At 50.9% G+C, this 19,348-nt stretch carries 17 protein-coding genes and 1 tRNA gene; 11 read left to right on the top strand and 7 right to left on the bottom strand.

What is annotated here, in order from left to right; all coding sequences use genetic code 11:
- Positions 1 to 117 precede the first annotated feature (117 nt).
- Together BUF15_RS26615 and BUF15_RS15810 are read right to left on the bottom strand one after the other, a co-directional pair.
- The gene (locus BUF15_RS26615; protein ID WP_159441314.1) at positions 118 to 576 is read right to left on the bottom strand and encodes an AAA-type ATPase lid domain-containing protein; all 459 of its coding nucleotides are present in this window, start codon (positions 574 to 576) and stop codon (positions 118 to 120) included.
- A complete protein-coding gene (locus BUF15_RS15810; RefSeq protein WP_084554062.1) occupies positions 533 to 1,741 on the bottom strand; it encodes a sigma-54 interaction domain-containing protein in 1,209 nt (402 codons plus the stop codon). The genes BUF15_RS26615 and BUF15_RS15810 overlap by 44 nt, the downstream gene beginning before the upstream one ends.
- Positions 1,742 to 1,875: 134 nt before the next feature.
- On the opposite strand from BUF15_RS15810, the gene BUF15_RS27160 reads away from it, so the two are divergent.
- The 3 genes from BUF15_RS27160 (at position 1,876) to BUF15_RS15800 (ending at position 3,948) form a co-directional block, all read left to right on the top strand.
- A complete protein-coding gene (locus BUF15_RS27160) occupies positions 1,876 to 2,037 on the top strand; it encodes a hypothetical protein (protein ID WP_159441313.1) in 162 nt (53 codons plus the stop codon).
- Between the two features lie 498 nt (positions 2,038 to 2,535).
- On the top strand, positions 2,536 to 2,997 hold the full coding sequence (locus BUF15_RS15805) for an Lrp/AsnC family transcriptional regulator (RefSeq protein WP_073614674.1): 462 nt from the start codon (positions 2,536 to 2,538) through the stop codon (positions 2,995 to 2,997).
- A 33-nt stretch (positions 2,998 to 3,030) separates the two neighbouring features.
- Positions 3,031 to 3,948, top strand: coding sequence for an AEC family transporter (locus tag BUF15_RS15800; RefSeq protein WP_073614673.1), 918 nt, complete (start codon positions 3,031 to 3,033; stop codon positions 3,946 to 3,948).
- Between the two features lie 63 nt (positions 3,949 to 4,011).
- Here BUF15_RS15800 and BUF15_RS15795 read toward each other — a convergent pair whose 3' ends face one another.
- Both BUF15_RS15795 and BUF15_RS15790 read right to left on the bottom strand, forming a co-directional pair.
- Positions 4,012 to 5,619, bottom strand: a complete 1,608-nt coding sequence (locus tag BUF15_RS15795; protein WP_073614672.1) for a protein adenylyltransferase SelO — start codon at positions 5,617 to 5,619, stop codon at positions 4,012 to 4,014.
- 108 nt (positions 5,620 to 5,727) lie between these two features.
- Complete coding sequence (locus BUF15_RS15790) at positions 5,728 to 6,582, bottom strand: PAS and helix-turn-helix domain-containing protein (protein ID WP_073614671.1); 855 nt, start codon at positions 6,580 to 6,582, stop codon at positions 5,728 to 5,730.
- A gap of 275 nt (positions 6,583 to 6,857) precedes the next feature.
- Here BUF15_RS15790 and uvsE point away from each other — a divergent pair, with 275 nt between their 5' ends.
- The 3 genes from uvsE to BUF15_RS15775 all read left to right on the top strand — a co-directional run bounded on the left by uvsE (position 6,858) and on the right by BUF15_RS15775 (position 11,122).
- On the top strand, positions 6,858 to 7,724 hold the full coding sequence (uvsE, locus tag BUF15_RS15785) for a UV DNA damage repair endonuclease UvsE (protein WP_234981193.1): 867 nt from the start codon (positions 6,858 to 6,860) through the stop codon (positions 7,722 to 7,724).
- A gap of 282 nt (positions 7,725 to 8,006) precedes the next feature.
- A complete protein-coding gene (locus BUF15_RS15780; protein WP_073614669.1) occupies positions 8,007 to 9,326 on the top strand; it encodes a putative sensor domain DACNV-containing protein in 1,320 nt (439 codons plus the stop codon).
- 239 nt (positions 9,327 to 9,565) lie between these two features.
- Positions 9,566 to 11,122 (top strand): sensor histidine kinase, encoded by a 1,557-nt coding sequence (locus BUF15_RS15775; protein WP_073614668.1) that lies wholly within the window; start codon positions 9,566 to 9,568, stop codon positions 11,120 to 11,122.
- A 52-nt stretch (positions 11,123 to 11,174) separates the two neighbouring features.
- Here BUF15_RS15775 and BUF15_RS15770 read toward each other — a convergent pair whose 3' ends face one another.
- Positions 11,175 to 12,272, bottom strand: coding sequence for an AI-2E family transporter (locus BUF15_RS15770; protein ID WP_234981192.1), 1,098 nt, complete (start codon positions 12,270 to 12,272; stop codon positions 11,175 to 11,177).
- 190 nt (positions 12,273 to 12,462) lie between these two features.
- Here BUF15_RS15770 and BUF15_RS15765 point away from each other — a divergent pair, with 190 nt between their 5' ends.
- From BUF15_RS15765 to BUF15_RS15745, 5 genes are all read left to right on the top strand, one after another.
- Positions 12,463 to 13,545 (top strand): branched-chain amino acid aminotransferase, encoded by a 1,083-nt coding sequence (locus BUF15_RS15765; protein ID WP_073614666.1) that lies wholly within the window; start codon positions 12,463 to 12,465, stop codon positions 13,543 to 13,545.
- 242 nt (positions 13,546 to 13,787) lie between these two features.
- Complete coding sequence (gene groES / locus BUF15_RS15760) at positions 13,788 to 14,075, top strand: co-chaperone GroES (RefSeq protein ID WP_073614665.1); 288 nt, start codon at positions 13,788 to 13,790, stop codon at positions 14,073 to 14,075.
- Between the two features lie 69 nt (positions 14,076 to 14,144).
- Positions 14,145 to 15,791 carry a chaperonin GroEL gene (groL, locus tag BUF15_RS15755; protein WP_073614664.1) on the top strand — a complete coding sequence of 549 codons (1,647 nt, stop codon included), beginning with the start codon at positions 14,145 to 14,147 and terminating at the stop codon, positions 15,789 to 15,791.
- A gap of 149 nt (positions 15,792 to 15,940) precedes the next feature.
- Positions 15,941 to 16,017: transfer RNA gene (locus tag BUF15_RS15750), tRNA-Met, on the top strand.
- Between the two features lie 326 nt (positions 16,018 to 16,343).
- Positions 16,344 to 16,745: a bacteriohemerythrin gene (locus BUF15_RS15745; RefSeq protein WP_073614663.1), complete on the top strand. Its 402-nt coding sequence runs from the start codon at positions 16,344 to 16,346 to the stop codon at positions 16,743 to 16,745.
- 102 nt (positions 16,746 to 16,847) lie between these two features.
- Here the strand turns inward: BUF15_RS15745 and BUF15_RS15740 are convergent, their stop codons facing one another.
- Together BUF15_RS15740 and BUF15_RS15735 are read right to left on the bottom strand one after the other, a co-directional pair.
- A complete protein-coding gene (locus tag BUF15_RS15740; protein ID WP_073614662.1) occupies positions 16,848 to 17,696 on the bottom strand; it encodes an HAD family hydrolase in 849 nt (282 codons plus the stop codon).
- A gap of 5 nt (positions 17,697 to 17,701) precedes the next feature.
- Positions 17,702 to 19,267, bottom strand: coding sequence for a bifunctional GNAT family N-acetyltransferase/carbon-nitrogen hydrolase family protein (locus BUF15_RS15735; RefSeq protein ID WP_073614661.1), 1,566 nt, complete (start codon positions 19,265 to 19,267; stop codon positions 17,702 to 17,704).
- Positions 19,268 to 19,348: the final 81 nt, after the last annotated feature.

Genomic DNA, 19,348 nt, shown 5'->3' with positions numbered 1-19,348 from the left:
AAAGAAAATTCATTATGAGACAGAAGGGAGATGTGCAGGTGAGAAAAGAATATAGAAATGGTATCATTTATTACCAAAAATCCTATATGTAAATCCAAAATAATGATATGTTTATACTTAATTTTGCGGTTCGTTTTTGATCCACCGGTTCGTTTTGTTACCGCACTGTAGTTTATACTTTTCTATCTTTTTCAATAGGGCAGTATGTGAAATCGATAGTCTTTGAGCTGCCTTACGGATGCTGGGACTTGAATTAAGGGTATCGAGCAATATCTCCCGTTCATAGAAACCAACAATATCTTTCAATGAGTTCGTGCTCCCCTTAGCGAGTCCGGAGTTGATCCGGTTGCCATGGCTTGTTGTTTCGTGACTGAGAAGTATTGCATCCGCGCCAATCTCATCAGAATCACTCAACACCGAGGCCCGTTCTATTACATTTTTCAGTTCTCTCACGTTACCGGGCCAGCTTGAGTTGTACAATTTGGCAATTGCCGCACTACTTATCGTCTGATCCGCTTTGCCAAGTTTTCGATTAAAATGTTGCAGGAAACTTCTTGCAAGAAGGGGAATATCCATCAGTCTCTCTTTGAGGGGGGGGGATCTGGATCGTAAGAACATTAATACGATAATAGAGATCCTCACGAAAACGGTTCTCCTGCACCATCGACTTAAGATCTTTATTTGTAGCAGTAATTACCCTGGCATTTACCGGAATCTCTTCAAAGCCTCCAATCCTCCTGACGAGTCCGTCCTGCAATACACGAAGAATTTTAGCCTGCGGTCCGGGAGGCATATCGCCGATCTCATCAAGAAATATGGTGCCATCAGTGGCTGCCTCAAATAAACCGGGTTTGCCTCTTTTTCGTGCCCCGGTAAATGCCCCGTCAACATAGCCGAACAGTTCACTTTCAATAAGCTGTTCGGGTAATGCTGCGCAGTTTATCGGGATAAATGGGCCTTTCCTGCCACTTTCAAAATGAATGGCTTTAGCAAAGAGTTCTTTGCCTGTTCCACTTTCGCCGGTAATTGAGACGGTTGTAGTAGTATCTGAAATTTTTTTGGCAAAAGTGATCAGGTTCTTAATGACCGGACTCTGACCGATAAAATCGAGAAAAGTAACTTCCAGAGGAGTTGAGACGGCATCAACCATCTCTTTTACCTCTTTCAAGTTTTTCATAAGGAGCACTGCCCCGACAAACCTCCCCTGAGAGTCATGAATCGGCTTGGCCGATCCGTAAAATTCAACTCTGCCCGTGTTTGTAAGCGCCCATTTTCTTCTACTGACCGGTATTTTTTTTCGTATACAATCCAGCAAAATTGAATCCTTAGGACTTAATTCGCTTATATGTTGCCCGATAATGTTTTCATAAACTTCCCCTAGGAGACGACAGGCTACACTATTGACAGTATTAATCGTGCCACTGGCATCAACAGACATAACGCCTTCGCTCATGCCGTCAAACAAGGTGCGAAACCATTGCTCCCTCTTCTCCTGTGGGAGACTTCGCACTTCGGTATAGCTTTCAAGGCCGGGAAGGGTGGCAAAAAGGGTAATCAGAGCATCCTTGTCAAAGAATTGATCTTCTACTTCAATCTCGATCGAGATTTTCGCAAAACCTTCTATCTGCTCAACCTCCATTGCGACGATATTTATGCTCTGCTCGCTCATCAGCCTGGCGATATCGAAGACTATCCCTATGCGATCCTTAAAAAGAAGTTGAAATTTCAGATTATCCGCCATATATCACCTGCCGCCAAACTATACATTTGAGATTTCATTCAATGTTCGGGATGTGTAGCATATCGTTACAAACCTTACTTCCTGTTCTGGCCAAACACGAGAGGAATTTTAACCTCACCTCAGGCATTTGAGATATGGATGCCATCGCCATCGACCTCTATCAAGTGATGGATGAACGTTATGTCGCCAATCGGATCAGTTCCATCGAATATTTGGGCAAAAAGGCAGTAGCCGGACCCCGTGGGCCCGGCTACCGGAAGGGAATGCTCATGGACGTGGCTGCAATGCCACAATGATTGTAGTTGAAGAAGAGGAGGATAACCTGATTGTCGGGGAAAACCGGCTGTGGCGGGAACCGTTGCGAGGAGTTCCGTGGATGCCGTCAGCACTACCCTGCCAGAGATTATCAAGAGGAAGAAGAGCACTACGTTATTATCAATGGCATGAGGAGCAACCTCCGCCCATGAGCACTTGATGTACAGCATCTCTGCTGTTCACATATCTCCAGACCCCATACGATCAACGTCTCTGCTTGCCGGAAATTCCGTATCCAGATCAGCGCTGTTGCCGCATATTAGCCTGTATGCTCATTTTATATAATTTTATTAAGATGAAGTCAATAAGTGATTAATCAGCTCCCGGTCTTATTTGGCGGCTTCCCTAATTATATTGAAGTATTTTTGTTGGAAGAGTGAATAAAATTCAATACAATGGTGGACTCGGTGACCCCGGTTCATTTTTGAAATATTTTTTTGGTTTAATAATCTTTGCATCACGCGGATAAAAGGTTGGGTATGGACAGAACGGACAGAAGAATACTGAATATCCTGCAGGAGAATGGTCGGATTACGAATTCCAAGCTGGCGGGGGAGATCGGTATCTCGCCACCGGCCATGCTGGAACGGGTCAAACGGTTGGAGGCTTCGGGGATGATCCGTCAGTATGCGGCTTTGGTGGATCGCGAGAAAGCCGGGTTTGGTCTGTTGGCCATCATCATCATCTCGGTTAGCCTCAATAATATCACTTCGCTGAAGGAAGTGAAACGGCAGTTGATGGCGCTTGAGGAGATGCAGGAGTGCTTTCAGCTAACCGGTGATGTCGATTTCCTGTTGAAAGTAGCGGTGCGGGATATGCCGAGCTATACCCGGTTCATTAATGATAAACTCACCGCCATTCCCGGCATCCAGAATATCCGGACCTCCTTTGTGTTGGAAACGTTAAAGAGTACCACGGTGCTGCCGCTTGATGAGGCTTGATCCATGTTCCGATAACGGAGGAGTCCGCTGCCCGTGATAGTTGTCAACTCACTCTTTCCAGTTTTTCTCCTCATTCTGCTGGGAGTTCTGTTGAAAAAGTGGGGGTTCACCGATCCAACCTTTTTGCGCCAGTCGGACCGGCTGATCTATTATATTTTTTTTCCGGTCATGCTGTTCTGGAAGATCGGCGGGGCCTCGTATGCGGCTGGCAACATCGACTGGAGCTTTCATCTGGTCACTCTGCTGGTGATCGTGCTGATGTTTCTCCTCTCGGTGATCTCGATCCGGCTCTTTGGTATCAGCGACTTTCAGGCTGGGACCTTCTCCCAGGCCTGCTACCGGTTCAACACCTATATCGGGGTAGCGGTGACACTCACCGCTCTGGGGGAAAAGGGCATTGCCATCTTCGGTATCCTGATCGGTTTAGCCATCCCGATTATCAACGTTCTGGCGGTATCTACCCTCATCTGGTTTTCGGGTGAACAACTGTCTATCCGAGGGCGATTGAAGGTGCTTACTCGGGCACTGGCTGCCAATCCTCTTATCCTTGGCTGCCTTGCCGGTTTTATCTATTCGCGGCTGATAGGCAGTTTCCCGATGTTTCTAAATAATACCTTCAGTCTGATGTCGATGGTGACCCTGCCGCTTGCGCTCCTTTCCATCGGCGGTGCCCTAACCTTTTCCGGTGTCAGGGCCCATTTTGCCAATTCGTTTCTGACCTCGATTCTGAAACTGCTGGTACTGCCTCTCATAGGGTATGTTTGCTATAGTCTGGTCGGGGTCGGCGCCACTGAGTTCAAGGTGGGCATGATCTTTCTTGCCCTGCCTGCAGCCACCTCAATCTATGTGCTTTCCTCCCAGCTCAACAGCGATACCGACCTGGCGTCTTCGGCGATCGTACTCTCGACTATTCTCTCGTTTTTCTCCCTGACCGTTGCCTTGTTATTGTAAACGGGACGGGCGCCCATTGTGTTTTATGGCCGGCACCAACTGTGCCGGTGGCTCTTATGAGCTTCAGGAGAGCATCGAGCAGCCCGCTTTGTGTCGGGCCCAGTCGGGTCGCTTCATAAAGAACTTTTCGTTTTCCGGTTGTTCGTCATAGGGGTGGCGAAGCAGTTCCAACAGTTCATGAATCCTTGAATAGTCACCGCACTCCGCCTTTTCTATGGCGATCTGGGCCATATAATTCCGGAGCACATATTTGGGGTTGGTACGGTTCATGAGCATTCTTCGCTCGGCAGGATTCTGTGCATCACGCACAAGACGGGCGCGGTATTTAATGAGCCAGGAGTTCATGCTGGCCTGGTAGTCGTCAGTGAGTGCATCGGCGTTGTAGTACGCCGGTATAAGCTGTTCCGGGAGTTGACTGGCAGGAGCATTCTGGCCAGCGGGATCGAGTTTTGCCAGCTGGCGGAAAAAAATGGTCATGTCGGTTTCCACCGCACAGAGAAGGTCGAGCAATTCGGTGATAAGTGTTTCGTCGTGATCCTCGATATAGGCGGTAAGCCCGAGTTTGGCGGCCATTGTTTTCCGCCAGCCCGCAAGAAATTCCTGCCTGTAGGAGGTGTCGAGTATGGCTTGCAGCCGCTCTGCGTTATCTGTGAGCGGATGGAGAGCATTGGCCAGCTGGGTCAGGTTCCAGAGGGCGATATACGGCTGTTTGCCGAAGGCATATCGGTGGCCATTGGCATCGGTGGTGTTGGGCGTCCAATCCGGATCGTAATTGTCGATCCATCCGTAGGGGCCGTAATCGATAGTGAGGCCGAGAATCGACATATTGTCGGTGTTCATCACGCCATGCACGAAGCCTACGCGCATCCAGTGGACGATCATTGCTGCTGTCCTACTGCAGATTTCGGCAAACCAGTCAAAATATACTTCCGGAGAATCGGCTTCTAGATGGGGGAAGTCGGTGCGGATGGTGTAATCTACCAGCTTCCGCAAAACATCGTGTTCACCTCGGGAAGCAAAAATTTCAAAATTACCGAAACGGATAAATGAAGGTGAGACCCTGCAGACGATAGCCCCTGGCTCCTCGGCTGGGTGGCCGTCATAGAACATGTCGCGCATGACACCTTCGCCGGTGAGCACCAGGCTGAGTGCCCGGGTGGTCGGGACACCGAGATGATGCATTGCCTCGCTGCATAAGAACTCCCGGATTGAGGATCGCAGCACGGCGAGTCCATCGGCTCGCCGGGAATAGGGTGTTGGCCCGGCTCCTTTCAGCTGCAGAACCCAGCGCTGTCCCAGCCGATTGATAACCTCTCCGAGATTGATGGCACGACCGTCGCCAAGTTGGCCGGCCCAGTTGCCAAACTGATGGCCTCCGTAACACATGGCAAAGGGGTCCATGGCGGAAAGCAGGGTGTTGCCGGAAAAGATCCCGGTAAAAGCAGGAGAGAGGCAGCTTTCCTTGTCAAGATCCAGTAATTCTGCCATTTCATGAGAATAAGCGATGAGCTGCGGTTCTGCTACCCTCGTTGGCAGCACTCGCGAATAGCAGGCCCCTGCGACTTGCCTCCTGGTGTTATCGGCACGAGGATCGCCCGGTAGCTCGCGGACAAACGTATTGTCAAAGTGAAGAGAGTCAAGGGATGAGAGACTATGGATGTGTTGAGTCATAGTAAAAATTGCCTGTAGGAGGAGTTTGTTGAGAATGTTTCCTACAAGCTAACCACCCTTGAACAGCTGGCAAGGTGGCTTGCGGGGCTGGTCAAGCGGTATGGCGATCTACTGAAGTGAGAGCAGATAGGTGCGCAGATTCTGGCTGCGGTCTTCAAGGCCAAGTTTCTTGCGCAGTTTCTTACGATGAAAGCTGACCGTTGCAACTGAGATGTTAAGAATATCGCCGATTTCCTGGCTGCTTTTGCCCTGGCGAACCAACAGCGAGACCTCAAGTTCCTGCGGGGTGAGGAGAAGATGCAGTGCCGAGAGCCGATGGAGAAAGGGGCTGCTGATATCTTCGAGATGTTCCCGGATGATGGAGATGAGTGCCTTTTCCCGTTGCTGCAGTTTGCCGGTATTGAGTCTTTCCAGATAAGGGAGCACCAGTTCACGGATGTTTGCCAGAAAGCGGTTCTCAAGTTCCTGGCGGTCTCGGCTGCGATGGTCGAGCAAAACCTTCATGGCGATGTTGGTTTCCTCCAGCTTTTCGGCTTTGCTCCGCAACTGCTCTTCCTTGGCCCGCAATTCTTCCTGGATGAGGATCATTTGAGTGATGTCCTCATGGGTAACGATCACCCGCCGCTCTTCTTCTGATCGGTAGGGCAATACACGCAAAGAATACCAGTGTTGTTCGGTGGGGGAATGGCAGGGGTATTGGGTTGTATATTCCGGGAGTTCTCCACTGAGGACCCGCCGAATGGCTGTGCCGACCGATGCGGCTTCACAGTCGCCGTCACGACAGCTGTCGCATACCTTGAGATAGTCAATTCCCACGCAATCGACGGCACCCTGCATACCGTTTTCCCGGGCATAATTCTGCCAGGCGTTATTGGTTTCCAGGATAATTCCCTGGTGATCAAGAACGGCCACGTGGGTTACCAGGGAGTTGAGAATGACCTGGTACATATTCTGTCGGCTCATACCGTATTTTCCTGAAGATATAAATGATAGTTTCGGCTATCTAAATCCTGTCAAGATGCCTTCATTGTGACCGCTGTGTTCATGTTTAGTGTTACGAATAATAGAAAATAAAATCAAACGAAATTGCACGTGTGTTGCGTGGAATAGCTGGAGAGTTAACTCTAATTAACATGGGCAGGGAGGAACAAATGTATAATGGAAAACGTATTCGACTCGGTCTCTGCTGTATTTTTCATTCAGCTGACATCAGGTTCAGGTCGCGTCAGGCGGGCCATATGCTGAAGTTGTCTAGGGATGAGCAGCTTGACCGGTTGTCGACCACGATTCTTCACAACGCCTCATCTCTGGTGCGTGCACTATCGTATTGTTCCGAACATGGTATCGGCAGTTTCAGGGTGAACTCTGGATTTCTGCCGTTAAAGTCCCATCCGCGTCTTACATACCGGCTTGACGAACTGCCCGATGCTCTGTTGATTGGCGAATTACTTGCCGTTTCCCGGAGTCATGCGGATAACCACAACATCCGCAGGACTTTTCACCCAGATCAGTTCACCTTGCTTTCATCTCCGCATGACCATGTGATTCGACAATCTCTGGATGAACTTGATTACCATGCGGAACTGGCAGAATTGATCGGCGCGGATGTCATTACCCTCCATGGCGGCGGCGCCTATGGTGACAAGGAGTCGGCACTGGCACGTCTGGTAGAGAATATCGATCGCCTTCCCGCTCAGGTCCGTAGCAGGCTGGCACTGGAGAACGACGATCGAACCTACACTCCGCAGGATCTTCTGCCTGTCTGTGAGCAAACCGGAGTCCCCCTGGTATATGACGTGCATCATCATCGCTGCCTTCCGGATGAGTTGACTGTTGAAGAAGCCACGCAGAAGGCACTGGCTACCTGGAATCGGGAGCCGCTCTTTCATCTCTCAAGCCCAAGAGATGGATGGCAGGGAAAGGATTCTCGCCCACACCATGACTATATTGATCCCAGCGATTTCCCGAGCTGCTGGTTTGATCGGAATCTTACCGTTGAGGTTGAGGCTAAGGCAAAGGAGCTGGCTGTTGAGAGGTTGTCAGGGGATCTTGTGGCACAAAAACACCCTTTAGCCAGAAGGCGGAAACACTATCTGGCGGCCTGACGTGTGGATAGCTTTGTTTTGCTGGAAAAGCTGAAGTCTCATCCATCAACGCTAATGTGATGTGCTCAAGGTGATCTGCAAAATCCAAGCGTGCAGTCGGTGGTGGGCGAACGCTGTATCGACAACTCATCCATTTTTTTGAAAGTATTTTTCTTTGGCCGGTTCCATCTTTTCGAAAAGTGTCATATCCTGAGAGAATATAATCTGGCTTTTTGCTGTTATGGCGGAATCTACCTTCCGGCATAACCGACAGACTAATTCAGTGAGTGAGCGTTCTCCGATATGATCCATAAATATCCCCAGGACCTGGTGCGCAGTCTGCTTGAAAAATGGCGGACACCACCGATGTCGAGGGAGCCCGGTCCGAGGCAGTTCCGGGACTTGCCGGAAACTTCTGTACTTGAGGAGTTGATTTCCACCTGCTATCAGGCCAGTCAGATGCAGGAGGAGCGGAGGGACATCAGTTTTCGATTGATGCTGGCCGAACCGGAGGAGTTCGGGGTCCAGGAAGGGTTATTGCAGGGCATGTTTACCCTAAAAATGACGGACCCCATTCCGTACAACACCTACGAGTTACTGAAAATGGTGCCGGCCCTGAATTATAATAACTCACTGGTGGGTGTGCGCTATCGTGAGAAGGATGGGCTGCAGATCTGGGGTCTTATCCATTCCGGTTCACGCTGGACCCAGGTCATTCATGGCGGTTCGAAACAGGCGGCACCCCTCCCAGGTGCCTTGGGGATAAATGTGCTGGGGCCAGGGCGGCTGATGGTGCTGCGCGGTCTTGAAATCCTCGTTCAGCTCACTGGCGGCAGGATCATCTCCCCGTCAATGAACGTTTTCCAATCCAACTGGATGAACGCCCGCTTTTCCAAGGTGCAGGCCCAGCTGGCCTCACTGCACGCCCAGAATCCGCTGTTGGTGAAAAACGAGTGGGCGCGGATAGACCCCTCGTTTGTGGGCAAGCTCTATCTCGAATTCTTCAAGCATATGATCAGTACCGTGCGCCGTGCCGGCCACGGTGGGACCATCCTCTCATTTCCGGCAGGCATGGAAAATATTGTCTCAAAGGATAATCCTTATATTTCCATCAAATATCGCTTTTCCGAGGGCGGGGCGAATATCCAGCTGAAGACTCTGGTGCTGGAGATCATGCAGGCCCTTGCCACTATTTGCGGCCGGCTCTATGGCCCGGAATATGTGGCGGGCTGGAATGATTACGTGGCACTGCAGGGCAAGCGTCTTGCCCAGCTCGATGAACAGGTCTTCAAATATGCCCGATTTGTGGCCCGGCTGGCCGGGGTTGACGGGGCCGTGGTGACCACCGAGGGGCCGGAGTTGATCGGTTTCGGCGGTATTATCCAGGGGAATTACGAGATGGGTCAGCATGTCGCCAAGGCTCTCGACCCTGAAGGACGCAGCCGGCAGATCGAACGGATTGAGAGCGTTGGCACCCGGCACCGATCGTGCTATTATCTTTGTAAGAAGTTGCAGACTGTTCTGGCCATTGTCGTCTCCCAGGACAGCAAGGTGCGGGCTGTGACCTGGGGTGAGGATACCGTTCTTTACTGGGATGTCATTCCCATCGACTTTGCTCAGTAAGGAGTTACGCGCCAGCGATGCACTACTCTGGCGGTATAGGCAGGGGATGTGGTATAGGTGCAGTATTCAGTGCGTGAAGCTAAAACCAAAAATTTGGGTATGCGCCTGACGAAATGATACCTCTCTCGTGTCGGCTGTTGCCGCAAGGTAATATTTACGTAGCGTGAACCACGCGGCACAATACTCACTGAAACTGCGACCCGATTGGCGCGGTTTTTCATTCTTTTGTGCGACATCAAATGCAATCGTCGATAATCTTACGACATTATAATATAGCAACCCGTATAGGCAGTGTCGTTGGGGTGATCCTGGCGCTGATGCTGGTGCTGGCCTTTGTCGAGATGCGAGGGCTGGACAGTATCCGGAAGAGTCTTGATGAGATCGTCGGCCAGCATGATAAACGACTGCAGACTGCTCAGGAATTGCGTTTCCAGGCCCGTCACGCTGCGGTAGTGGTGCGTAATGTCCTGCTTGTCTCTAACCGAAAAGCAAAAGACGAAGAAGTTGCCCGGTTTGAGGAGGCAGCTACCCAATACAATGCTATGTTGCGCGATCTGAAGAGTCAGCAGGGGCTTTCGGATGAGGAGCGCGTTATCCTTGGCAGCATCAGCCGCTGCAGTGATATCACCTTTAATCTCTGGCGAACTATCACCGATGTTGATAGGGGAATAAGCCTGGAAGACGCGATGCAGATCCTGCAGGCCGAAGTGCGTAACCACCAATGGGGTTTGCTCGGTGATCTTGACCAGCTGGTACAGTTGGAAAAACAACGGGCGGCAGAGAGCATGCAGGATGCCTTACAGAATCATGCCCGGATCAAGTCGATCATGATCATGATCAATGTACTGGCTATTGGTGCCGGCCTCTTTTTCATGGCTGCTATTACCGCCAGTATCGTAGGACCATTATCGGAAATCAGCCGCAAAGTTGATAAAATTGCCGGGGGTGATTTCAGCACCAGGATCGACCTTAATCAGGACGACGAAATCGGCCAGCTGGCGGGCCATATCAATCGTATGGTGGAAAAGCTTGACGCTAATGAGGATGAGCTTGAGGAATACAGATACCACCTCGAAGAGCTGATCGAGTTGCGCACGGGTGAAATCAACGAGCAGCGGGAGCGATTTGTCTCGGTGCTGATCCACGACCTGAAAGGGCCGTTGGTGCCGATTATCGGCTTTTCCAAACTGCTGATGAAGCACGAAAACCTTGCACCGGAGAAGATTGCCCTTTATGCAGGGGAAATTCACGCTTCCACTATCAAGTTTTCTCAGGTTATAGATCAGACGACAAGATACCTGAAGGAAAAACGGATGGCTCTCAGTTTTGACAAGGAGCCGTTTGATGTGAAGGAGCTGTTACACTCGGTGGCGAAAAGCACACTGCCTGCTCTCAAGGCGGACCGAATTTCCCTGAAGCTGAACGGCAAAGATGTGGGCGAATATGAAAAAAACGGACAGCCGGTAATGTTTCTGGGGGATGTGGGCAAGTTCCGGACTCTTGTGGAAAATCTTCTCGGCAATGCCTCTAAATACGCAACATCCCGTATAGAGGTAGAGCTGGCGAGCAATGATCAGCAACTGCAGCTCGTGGTGGATGATGATGGCGCGGGCGTGGCAGAACCGTTTCGTAAAAAAATATTTCAGGAGTATTATCAGGTTCCTGGAAGCAAAGATGGCACAGGTGTCGGGCTCTACAGCGTCAAGCGCACTGTCGACCATTATCAGGGCACTATCATCGTCCAGACTTCACCATTTGGCGGGGCTCGCTTTATGGTGACACTCCCTCTCGAGTGACATCGGGGCAGAGAGCCTCCATGGTAGCAGCAACGAGTATGAGCCAGGCGGATTACAAACGCTGCACATACCGGTCGTATTTTTTCAGATAAATCTCGGACAAGGTTAAAAAGGCGGTGACGATAAGTGGACCGTAGATGATGCCGAGAATGCCGTAGACGGATAATCCCCCAAGAATAGCCAGAAAGACCAGCAGGGTATGCATCTTCACCTGTTTCCCCACCATTTTCGGCTTCACCAGGTATTCCATCGAAAGCGACAAAATAAGATAATAGACAAACATGAAAATGCCGGCGGGAATGTTGCCGTTGATCGCCAGAATTGCCGCGGTGGGGACCATGACCAGTCCGATACCGAAAATGGGCAGAAAGGCGAGAACAGCCATCAGGCAGCCCCAGAGCAGCGGAGAGTTGAGTCCCATTACTGAAAAGAGACCTCCGCCCAGCACACCCTGGATAAGGCCGCAGATGCCGTTGCCTTTTAAGATGGCGTTGGCAATCTCCTCAAACTTCTGGAGCAGAAGCCGATCTTCGTCGTCGGGCAGCGGTGAGAGGCGGATGATGTATTCCATCAGTTTCGGCAGATCGATTAACAGGAAAAAGATCACCAGGATCATCATGAGAAACTGTGCTACAAACTGCATGATATTTGCTGCCCAGCTGCTGGCCTGATTGTATAGATAGAGACCGCTGTTCTTTGCCACATAGGAGAAAAAGTTGGTGATGGATGCCGGTTTGAAATCAAAACCGAAGTCTGCGAGATATTCCTGCAGCCTGCGCACCGGTTCACTTTCCTGCAGATATTGCTGGATCTTCATGCCCACCAGATTATCACGTCCCCAGTTGTAGAAGCTGAGCGCCTCGCCGGCGAGTGAGGTGATGAAAAGGGTCAAAGGAACAAAGACGATAGCGGTGATCAGCATGCAGGTTAACACCGAAGCCATGTTCTCCGACATCCACCGGCATAAAAGAACGTAAATGGGTCGAAAAAGATTGGTCAAAAGAAATGAGAGCACCAGGATCGGCCAGAAGGGCCAGAGCACTTTTCCAAGGAAGAAAAGTGAGATCAGGAACACCAGCAGGAAATACTTAATACGCATCGGTCCTGGGGGATGCGCAATTACTGTTTCTGGGCGAGATTCGTTGGTCATGCCGACTGTGGCGCCAGTTAGGCGTATAAAGCTATGAATTAGTGTTGCAAGAGGGAAGAGAACTGAGGTATCGTGAGACTTTGCCGCATCTGTTTTCGGCAAAAGGCTGCAATCCCTTTATGTTCCGAAAGTATATATCCTCTCGGTGATTAAGCAAAGAAAAATAAGTGCAGGTTAGGAGATTGATATAATGTGGGAAGACATTGATGTCACAGTAGAAAAGGTTCCGGAAGGCCAGCGGAAAGAAAAGCCTGCCCAGGAAAGCCTCGGGTTTGGCCGCCATTTTACCGATCACATGTTCCTGATGAAGTGGAATCGTCAGGAAGGCTGGCACGATGCCAGAATATGCCCGTACCAGAAATTTGAGTTTGATCCCGCTGCCGTGGTCTTTCATTATGGACAGGCAATCTTCGAGGGCCTCAAAGCGTATAAAGACAAAGATGGACAGGTCTTTCTGTTTCGCCCCCAGGACAATTTTGAACGGATGAACGGTTCGGCGGTCAGGATGTGCATGCCGCGATTGCCGATCGATAAGGTTTTGAAATCGCTGAAGGCATTGCTCTATCTTGAGCGTGAATGGATTCCGACTCTTGAGGGCGCGACGCTCTATATCCGCCCGACAATGATCGGCGTCGAGCCATTTCTCGGAGTGCGGCCTTCCGAAGAGTACTATTTCTATATTATCCTGAGTCCAGTAGGCGCTTATTACCCCGAAGGGTTCAATCCCACCAAAATCTATGTAAGTGATGAGCATGTGCGGGCGGTGAAGGGCGGTGTGGGCAATGTCAAGACCGCCGGCAACTATGCGGCTTCGCTCTACACCTCGGAAATAGCCAAAAAGGCCGGTTATACCCAGGTTCTCTGGCTTGACGCCTGCGAGCATAAATATGTCGAGGAGGTTGGCACCAGTAATATCTTTTTCAAGATCGGTGACGAACTGATCACTCCGCCGCTGGAAGGATCTATTCTCGGCGGTATCACCCGCAATTCGGTGTTGCAGCTTGCGGCCAGATGGGGTGTAAAGACGGTGGAGCGTGACGTCACCATCGATGAAGTGATTGCAGCAAGTCAGGATGGCAGCCTTGAGGAGGCTTTCGGAACCGGAACTGCGGCAGTTATTTCGCCCGTCGGCGAGCTCTTCTATCAGGGTAAGCCGTACATAATCAATAACGGAGAGACAGGGCCTCTGTCGCGTCGCCTCTATGATGAGCTGCAGGCTATTCAGGCGGGCCGTGCCGAGGACCCATTTAAATGGGTCGTGAGGGTTGGGTAAGAAATTCTTGTAAGAATATCTTTCTGTAAATTCAATATATTGTATCCCGATTTGTAAGGCGGGGACGGACTGTTATTTTTTTTCCGTTCCCGCCTTGATTTTTATATTTCCACGCTTAGTGTATCGGCCAGTCTAGGATACCTGCTTAAAAGTGGGTAAATAAACAAATTGGGGAGCCATATCAAACCTTTCAATGGGCCCCTTTGCTCATCAAAACATTTATTAATCAGTAGGAGGAAGTAATGAAAATTCGTCCATTGAACGATCGTCTTTTGGTCAAGCGACTGGAAGAAGAGGCAAAAACCGCTGGTGGCATCATCATTCCCGACAGTGCAAAAGAGAAGCCGGCCGAAGGTCAGGTTGTTGCAGTCGGCCCGGGCAAACTCAACGATAAAGGTGACCGTGTTGCGTTGCAGGTAAAAGCTGGCGACCGCGTGCTTTTCTCCAAATATGGCGGAACTGATGTACGGCTTGATGGTGAGGATTACCTCATCATGCGTGAGGACGACATTCTTGGTGTTGTAGAATAATTGCAGATTGGCATTTGCTTCTTACGCCCGCTTTCTGGCGGGAGAAACTGATAATAGGAGAATGAAATAATGGCTGGAAAAGATATTAAATACGGTGTGAAGGCCCGCGAGGCTATCCTCGAGGGTGTAAATACCCTTGCCAATGCAGTAAAAGTAACCCTCGGCCCGAAAGGCCGTAACGTTCTTATCGAGAAATCCTTTGGCGCCCCGACCATCACCAAAGATGGCGTTACCGTTGCCAAAGAGATCGAGATCAAAGACAAGTTTGAGAACATGGGTGCCCAGATGGTAAAAGAGGTTGCTTCCAAGACCTCTGATGTTGCCGGTGACGGTACAACCACTGCTACCGTTCTGGCTCAGGCCATCTACACCGAAGGCGTAAAGCTGGTAGCTGCTGGTGGCAACCCCATGGAAATCAAGCGTGGTATCGACAAAGGTGTTGAGGTTGTTGTTGCTGAGCTTGCCAAGATCGCTACCCCGACCAAAGAGCAGAAAGAGATCGCTCAGGTTGGTACCATCTCCGCCAACAGCGACGAGACCATCGGTAACATCATTGCCGAGGCCATGGACAAAGTTGGTAAAGAAGGCGTTATCACCGTTGAGGAAGCCAAGTCCATGGAGACCACCCTGGACGTGGTTGAGGGTATGCAGTTTGACCGCGGTTACCTCTCTCCATACTTTGTTACCGATCCGGATCGTATGGAAGTCTCCATGGACGACCCCTACATCCTCCTTGTTGAGAAGAAAGTATCCAGCATGAAAGACCTGCTGCCGGTACTCGAGTCTGTTGCCAAGATGGGCAAAGGCCTTCTCATCATCGCTGAGGATGTTGACGGCGAAGCACTTGCTACCCTTGTTGTCAACAAACTGCGCGGCACCTTAAATGTTGCTGCTGTTAAAGCTCCGGGCTTTGGCGATCGCCGTAAGGCAATGCTTGAGGATATCGCTATCCTCACCGGTGGCCAGGTAATCACCGAAGATCTCGGCATCAAGCTTGAGAACGTAACTGTAAATGACCTTGGCTCCTGCAAGCGCGTCGTTATCGACAAAGACAACACCACCATCGTTGACGGTGCTGGTGATGCCGCGAAACTTGAGGCACGTGTTAAGCAGATTCGTACCCAGATTGAAGACACCACCTCTGATTACGATCGTGAGAAGCTCCAGGAGCGTCTTGCCAAGCTGATCGGCGGTGTTGCCGTAATCAACGTCGGTGCTGCTACCGAAGTTGAGATGAAAGAGAAGAAAGCTCGCGTTGAGGATGCATTGAACGCTACTCGTGCAGCGGTAGAGGAAGGTGTTGTTCCTGGCGGTGGCGTTGCCTATATCCGCTGCCTCAAGGCACTTGGTGCTCTTGAGCTTGCCGGTGAGCAGAATCTTGGTAAGAACATCCTTCTCCGCGCTCTTGAAGAGCCGGTACGTCAGATCGCTTCCAACGCTGGTCGCGAAGGTTCTGTTATCGTCGAGCATGTCAAAGGCATGGAAGGCGCAATGGGCTTCAACGCTGCCACCGAGGAGTACGAAGACCTCATTCAGGCCGGCGTTATCGATCCTGCTAAAGTAACCCGTACTGCCCTGCAGAACGCTGCCTCTGTTTCCGGTATGCTGCTGACCACCGAGTGTGTCATCGCTGATAAGCCGGAAGAGAAAGAAGGCGGCGGTATGCCTCCGATGGGCGGCATGGGCGGCATGGGCGGCATGGGCGGCATGATGTAATCATTTCCCCTGTTGTTGTGCCCCGGGCCTAACCCGGAATGAAATGATCAGAGGCCTTGTAAACGGCCTCTGATCATTGTTGTAAAAAGTAGTGAAAAAAAGATTGACAGGATCAGCCGATCAATGTATAAAATCGGACCTTGTCAAAAGGCGATGTAGCTCAGCTGGTCAGAGCATACGGCTCATATCCGTAGTGTCCGGGGTTCAAGTCCCTGCATCGCCACCAGTTCCAACCAATCCTTTGGGATTGTTTACATAAAGCCCGATTCATTGCCCCTGATGCATAAGGTGGTACATGATTCGGGCATTTTTTTTGCTTTTTGACCGTTGTTTCCCCACCATCATCTGTTCTTCTCGCTCCGGTATGACTTCGTATTCAATGATGCTTATCGCAATAGCAAATGCACGTTCGTCCAAGTAGAAGTGAGTGCCAGTATTTCCTGTAATAAGATTGGTACCAGAGTTGCTGTTTAGTACTGTTCTGCTACAATTAATCTATCGAAAAAGAGGAGTTGCTTGGAGCAGGTACATAAACTTTAACTGGCAAATTGTATGAAATGGTCAAACGAGTATCGCGTAGGTATTCCGGTAATTGATGCTCAACATAAGCGGCTTTTTGAACTGATTCAGGAATTGTCCGAGGCTTTACATTCTGGTTTGCGTGGCAGCGATGTCGCGAGAACGCTGGAAGCACTTGATCAGTATACGACCAGGCACTTTCAGTTGGAAGAAAAATATATGCGTGAGTCGGGGTACCCCGGCATTGAGGAGCAGCAGAAGGCGCATGTCTATTTCGGCCGGCGTTTTGCCCAATTGCAGGATTTGTTGAAAGACTCAGGTTTGACCTTGGAACTCATGAATAGCATTCAGGATGAGTTGAGCCAATGGGTAACCGAACATGTCACAGGACTTGATAAAAAATTTGGGCAGTTTTACCAGTCATTGCCTAGATGAACTGCATCGTCTGGCAATTCTTTTTGTCCTCGCAAGAGGATGCCATGGCCCGCGCTGTGTTTTAGAGTTTTTTACTGATATTTGTGGGAGAGAAGGAAAAACCTAGAGGATGCTGAGGCCATGTCGGACAGCATGACAGAAGCCGTCTTCATCATTGGAGCGAGCGAGGCAATAGCGATTATGTATCTCAGCCGGACCGTTTTTCAGCAAGTAGCTTTGGGCTGTGAAATCGAGCAGGTCGAGATCATTGTAGTCGTTGCCGATACCCAACGAATGAGCCGGGTCAATGTCAAGATGGTTGCAGAGCCAGGCGGCTGCGCTGCCTTTGTGGATATTGTGGGGGTGGATCTCCATCCACATTGAGTGGTGATCGAGGGGTGATGTGGTGCGGGTTACCTGATATTGGCCAAAGCAGGAGGTAAGGCGGGTAAAACGCCGCGTATCGTGTTCGAGCACGGCGATGATCTGGGCGGCTGGCGCGGGGAACTGATTGCCGTTGCCGAATTCCCTGGCAAAAGCACGATAGATGTCGATACGGTGTCGGAAATCTTTGTTGCCGCCTCCTGCAGCCTGATAAACAAAATGGTGGTTGTCCGGCACCTGATGATGGACCATGAAGTCGGCTTCTTCTTCCTGCAGTTTGCAGGTTATGTCAGCGACATCATGGTCGGTGAGATTGGCGGAAAAGAGAAGTTCGCCGCTTTGCAGGTCAAGTATTCCGGCGCCTGACGAGAAGATCAGGTAGTCGGCCGGAAAAGAGGCGTCTATGACCCGTGTAAAAGAATAGTGGGAACGGCCGGTGGCGATGACCCGCACAATACCGTTCTCCCCAAGTTGGTTGAGGCTGGTGAGGTTGTTTGCACTGACCTTTCGCTCTGAGTTGAGCAGCGTGCCGTCGAGATCGGTGAAGACAATCCCGACGTTTGTGGAGTCCTGCTCTTTGTGAACCATGCTCTTTAGCTCACCTTGATTTTCTGAATCGGAATTTGCCGTTCGATGGTATAAATGTCCGGCCTGCGATCCATGAGTGGGCGTACATTGGCGACCTCCCGTTCAACCTCCAGGGCGCCGAGATCGATGTCGCTGATTACTACAGTCTGGGTGTTGATGATGCCTTCGGCTGCCACCGCATTCATCGGAAAGGCAAAGTCTGAGGGGGTCAGGATTGCTGCCTGGCCGAAATTCAGGGTCATTGCCGGGCTGCGTGGGAGGGCGCCCACGTTACCCGCCAACACCACATAGATCGTGTTTTCCACTGCCCTGGCCTGGGCGCAATAGCGCACTCGCTGGTAGGCCTTTCGTTCATCTGTGGCAAAGGGAACCACGATCAAGTCGACACCAGCATCGACCAGCATTCGAGAAAGTTCGGGAAACTCAATGTCATAGCAGATAAGGATCGCAATGCGTCCAAGCGGCGTATCAAAAACCTTCAGCCCTTCTCCCTGGGAAAGCCCCCAGTAGGTTGCCTCAGCCGGGGTCAGGTGCAGCTTGTCCTGGGTGTAGACGTTGCCCATGGCTGAGAACAGATGCGCGACGTTGCGGATGGAACCGTCGGGTTGGTGTACTGGCACTGAACCCGCCACAATCATCATTTGCCTGCTGGTGGCAAGACTGGTGAAGAGTTCAATGTATTTGTCATGGAAGTCGGCCAGTTCCTTCACCAGTTCTGGCAGGGGTGCAGTACGGTCGAGGGTACAGAGCATTTGGGCGATAAAGAGTTCCGGGAAGACAACGAGGTGACTATCGTAGAGATCGGCGGTATCGACAAAATATTCCACCTGTTCCGAGAGTTCTTGCCAGCTGGCGATCTTGCGCATTTCGTACTGGACTGCACAAATCCTGGCTCGGCGAACCGTGCGCTTGATTGGCTGACCTGCGAGAGCTCGTTTGGTCGGGTTATGGCGGGGGTTGGGCATGACCAGATGGGTCGAGTAACCAAGTGACTGCTCGTCGTCCATATAACCGAAATGAACGCCGTGCACTTCATAGCCGGCTTTCATGTGGGCATTCAGCGCCTTGTCCTGCAGTTCTCCGGCAAGAACTTTGGCGACATAGGCCTTGGCGCTCATTTTGCCGGAGTAATGCTTGTAGCCTGGGATACGGCCGCCGGCAATCATTTGCTTGAGATTGTACCGTTTAAAGAGGGATTTCCGGGCAGTGTACAGCTTTTTGGAAACACCCATGCGTTGATAGTCGGGGTCGACAGCAATGTCAGATCCGTATAGCGTGTTGCCTGAATAGTTGTGGGTCGAGAAACTGCCGAAACCCGTGATTTCGCCATGGGCATACCAGGGAGAGTCGTCATCAAGATAGACGATAAGGCTGGAGCAGTAGCCGACGACGTTGCCGTCGACTACCGCGACAAACTGTCCCTCGGGAAAAGCGGAAATCTGCATCTGGTAGTTACGCTCATTTGCTCGCTGCAACTCCGACCATTGCGGATACGCTTTTTTCGCCACCTCGAGAATCGCCGGGACATCATCAAGAGTGGCATTGCGGACGACAATCGATTTCTTTTTCACGGGACTCTCCTTGGAGGTGTATGTGATGAGCCTCTTGCCTTGATCCCGAAAGATCCGGCAGGTGGAGCAAAGCGCAATCTT

This window comes from Desulfopila aestuarii DSM 18488 (assembly GCF_900143695.1).
GTDB lineage: Bacteria > Desulfobacterota > Desulfobulbia > Desulfobulbales > Desulfocapsaceae > Desulfopila > Desulfopila aestuarii.
The sequence above is the reverse complement of the archived record's forward strand: the minus strand, read 5'-3'. Positions and strand labels throughout refer to the sequence as shown.

Coding starts and splice junctions, on each gene's coding strand:
- BUF15_RS26615 (WP_159441314.1), bottom strand. CDS start 576: ATGGATATTCCCCTTCTTGCAAGAAGTTTCCTGCAACATTTTAATCGA.
- BUF15_RS15810 (WP_084554062.1), bottom strand. CDS start 1,741: ATGGCGGATAATCTGAAATTTCAACTTCTTTTTAAGGATCGCATAGGG.
- BUF15_RS27160 (WP_159441313.1), top strand. CDS start 1,876: ATGGATGCCATCGCCATCGACCTCTATCAAGTGATGGATGAACGTTAT.
- BUF15_RS15805 (WP_073614674.1), top strand. CDS start 2,536: ATGGACAGAACGGACAGAAGAATACTGAATATCCTGCAGGAGAATGGT.
- BUF15_RS15795 (WP_073614672.1), bottom strand. CDS start 5,619: ATGACTCAACACATCCATAGTCTCTCATCCCTTGACTCTCTTCACTTT.
- BUF15_RS15790 (WP_073614671.1), bottom strand. CDS start 6,582: ATGAGCCGACAGAATATGTACCAGGTCATTCTCAACTCCCTGGTAACC.
- uvsE (WP_234981193.1), top strand. CDS start 6,858: ATGCTGAAGTTGTCTAGGGATGAGCAGCTTGACCGGTTGTCGACCACG.
- BUF15_RS15780 (WP_073614669.1), top strand. CDS start 8,007: ATGATCCATAAATATCCCCAGGACCTGGTGCGCAGTCTGCTTGAAAAA.
- BUF15_RS15775 (WP_073614668.1), top strand. CDS start 9,566: ATGCAATCGTCGATAATCTTACGACATTATAATATAGCAACCCGTATA.
- BUF15_RS15770 (WP_234981192.1), bottom strand. CDS start 12,272: ATGACCAACGAATCTCGCCCAGAAACAGTAATTGCGCATCCCCCAGGA.
- BUF15_RS15765 (WP_073614666.1), top strand. CDS start 12,463: ATGTGGGAAGACATTGATGTCACAGTAGAAAAGGTTCCGGAAGGCCAG.
- groES (WP_073614665.1), top strand. CDS start 13,788: ATGAAAATTCGTCCATTGAACGATCGTCTTTTGGTCAAGCGACTGGAA.
- groL (WP_073614664.1), top strand. CDS start 14,145: ATGGCTGGAAAAGATATTAAATACGGTGTGAAGGCCCGCGAGGCTATC.
- BUF15_RS15745 (WP_073614663.1), top strand. CDS start 16,344: ATGAAATGGTCAAACGAGTATCGCGTAGGTATTCCGGTAATTGATGCT.
- BUF15_RS15740 (WP_073614662.1), bottom strand. CDS start 17,696: ATGGTTCACAAAGAGCAGGACTCCACAAACGTCGGGATTGTCTTCACC.